The 3,314-nt window shown below is 47.4% G+C and carries 2 rRNA genes; both read left to right on the forward strand.

What is annotated here, in order from left to right:
• The first annotated feature begins 139 nt into the window (after positions 1–139).
• Positions 140–3,021, forward strand: a 23S ribosomal RNA gene (locus B0A66_RS18550).
• A 180-nt stretch (positions 3,022–3,201) separates the two neighbouring features.
• Positions 3,202–3,311, forward strand: a 5S ribosomal RNA gene (gene rrf / locus B0A66_RS18555).
• Positions 3,312–3,314: the final 3 nt, after the last annotated feature.

The raw sequence follows: 3,314 nt of genomic DNA on the forward strand, positions 1-3,314 counted from the left end.
CTAAAGCAAACAAAGTTCATTGACATATTGAGATAAGAAAATACAAAAAGTAGAAAGCGTTTTTCTGATTTTCCTTACTAAGGTAAGAAAAAGCAAGAAAAACAAAAAAAAACGGTCATAATTAATTTTATGATTGGTACAATAAGCAAAATAAGGGCGTATGGGGGATGCCTAGGCTCTCAGAGGCGATGAAAGGCGTGATAAGCTGCGAAAAGCTACGGGGACGGGCACACACCGATTGATCCGTAGATACCTGAATGGGGCAACCCACTATGTTGAAGACATAGTACACCGATAGGTGGGCAAACCCGCTGAACTGAAACATCTAAGTAGGCGGAGGAGAAGAAAACAAAAGTGATTCCGTAAGTAGTGGCGAGCGAACGCGGATTAGCCCAAACCAATGTTGTTACGGCATCGTTGGGGTTGTAGGACCACGACATTTTATGTACAAGGAACCGGAAGTTACTGGAAAGTGACGCCATAGAGGGTGATAGCCCCGTATGGGTAACGAGTATAATAGATAGTGGTATCCTGAGTAGGGCGGGGCACGTGAAACCCTGTCTGAATTTGGCGGGACCATCCGCTAAGGCTAAATACTCCTGAGAGACCGATAGTGAACCAGTACCGTGAGGGAAAGGTGAAAAGAACCGTGAATAACGGAGTGAAATAGATCCTGAAACCATACGCTTACAAGCGGTCGGAGCCCTTTCGTGGGGTGACGGCGTGCCTTTTGCATAATGAGCCTACGAGTTAACGTTGCTGGCAAGGTTAAGTGGTTAAGCCACGGATCCGTAGCGAAAGCGAGTCTGAATAGGGCGCTTTAGTCAGTAGTGTTAGACGCGAAACCGTGTGATCTACCCATGGGCAGGATGAAGCTGTGGTAACACACAGTGGAGGTCCGAACCGGTTGACGTTGAAAAGTCTTCGGATGACCTGTGGGTAGGGGTGAAAGGCCAATCAAACTCGGAAATAGCTCGTACTCCCCGAAATGCATTTAGGTGCAGCGCTGTGCATAAAGTTATATAGAGGTAGAGCTACTGATTGGATGCGGGGGCTTCACCGCCTACCAATTCCTGACAAACTCCGAATGCTATATAATGTTTCACAGCAGTGAGGGCTTGGGTGCTAAGGTCCAAGTCCGAGAGGGAAAGAACCCAGACCATCAGCTAAGGTCCCCAAATATATACTAAGTTGAAAGAACGAGGTTTGTCTGCCCAGACAGCTAGGATGTTGGCTTGGAAGCAGCCATTCATTTAAAGAGTGCGTAACAGCTCACTAGTCGAGCGGACGAGCATGGATAATAATCGGGCATAAGTATATTACCGAAGCTATGGATTTAGAGTTTACTCTAAGTGGTAGGGGAGCATTCTAACAGGGTTGAAGGTGTATCGTCAGGTATGCTGGACTGGTTAGAAAAGAAAATGTAGGCATAAGTAACGATAATGCGGGCGAGAAACCCGCACACCGAAAAACTAAGGTTTCCACAGCTATGCTAATCAGCTGTGGGTTAGTCTGGTCCTAAGGCGAACCCGAAAGGGACAGTCGATGGCTAACGGGTTAATATTCCCGTACTACTAATTACTGTGATGGGGTGACGGAGTGATGAAAGCGCCGCGAACTGACGGAATAGTTCGTTGAAGTACCTACCTATAAGCTGTGCAGGCAAATCCACACGGCTTGGGGAAATACGATAGTACTAGGAGTCTTCGGACAAATAGATAGTGCGCCTAAGGGCTTCCAAGAAAAACCTCTAAACTTCAGGTAATTAGTACCAGTACCGTAAACCGACACAGGTAGTTGAGGAGAGAATCCTAAGGTGCTCGAGAGATTCATGGCTAAGGAATTAGGCAAAATAGACCTGTAACTTCGGGAGAAAGGTCGCCAGCGCAAGCTGGCCGCAGTGAAGAGGTCCAGGCGACTGTTTATCAAAAACACAGGGCTCTGCAAAATCGTAAGATGAAGTATAGGGCCTGACACCTGCCCGGTGCTGGAAGGTTAAGAGGAGATGTTATCTTCGGAGAAGCATTGAATTGAAGCCCCAGTAAACGGCGGCCGTAACTATAACGGTCCTAAGGTAGCGAAATTCCTTGTCGGGTAAGTTCCGACCTGCACGAATGGTGTAACGATCTGGACACTGTCTCAGCCATGAGCTCGGTGAAATTGTAGTAACGGTGAAGATGCCGTTTACCCGCAGTGGGACGAAAAGACCCTGTGCACCTTTACTATAGCTTAGTATTGACCTTGGATAAATGATGTGTAGGATAGGTTGGAGACTTTGAAGCGGCGTCGCCAGGCGTTGTGGAGTCATTGTTGAAATACAACCCTTTGTTTATCTGAGGCCTAACCCCATATTGTGGGGGACATTGCTTGGTGGGTAGTTTGACTGGGGTGGTCGCCTCCAAAAGAGTAACGGAGGCTTCTAAAGGTTCCCTCAGTACGCTTGGTAACCGTGCGTAGAGTGCAATGGCATAAGGGAGCTTGACTGAGAGACATACAGGTCGATCAGGTACGAAAGTAGAGCATAGTGATCCGGTGGTTCCGCATGGAAGGGCCATCGCTCAAAGGATAAAAGGTACGCCGGGGATAACAGGCTGATCTCCCCCAAGAGCTCATATCGACGGGGGGGTTTGGCACCTCGATGTCGGCTCGTCACATCCTGGGGCTGGAGAAGGTCCCAAGGGTTGGGCTGTTCGCCCATTAAAGTGGCACGCGAGCTGGGTTCAGAACGTCGTGAGACAGTTCGGTCTCTATCTACTGTGGGCGTTAGAAATTTGAGTGGATCTGATTCTAGTACGAGAGGACCGAATTGGACAAACCTCTAGTGTATCTGTTGTCCCGCCAGGGGCACCGCAGAGTAGCTACGTTTGGAAGGGATAAGCGCTGAAAGCATATAAGCGCGAAACCCACCACAAGATGAGATTTCTTTTAAGGATCGTGGAAGATGACCACGTTGATAGGCTATAGATGTAAAGGCAGTAATGTCATAGTCGAGTAGTACTAATAATCCGTAAGCTTATGTACACCTTTTCCCGTCCGCCTAGGCGGACGGGGAGAAACTTTCTAAAAATAATAAATAAAATACTTTTCTTTATCTCAGTATGTTAAGATATTGCAGCAAAGCTGCGTTTAAAGTTTGAAGTTTAAAGTTACAGGTTAAAAACCTGAAACAAAAAAAACTTGAAACTCCTTAAACAATAATCTTAAGGTGGTTATTGCGGCGGGGCTCACCTCTTCCCATCCCGAACAGAGTAGTTAAGCCCGCCTGCGCAGATGGTACTGCAGTTATGTGGGAGAGTATGTCGTCGCCTTTCTTT

Source organism: Flavobacterium hercynium (genome assembly GCF_002217285.1).
In the GTDB taxonomy this organism is placed as follows: domain Bacteria; phylum Bacteroidota; class Bacteroidia; order Flavobacteriales; family Flavobacteriaceae; genus Flavobacterium; species Flavobacterium hercynium.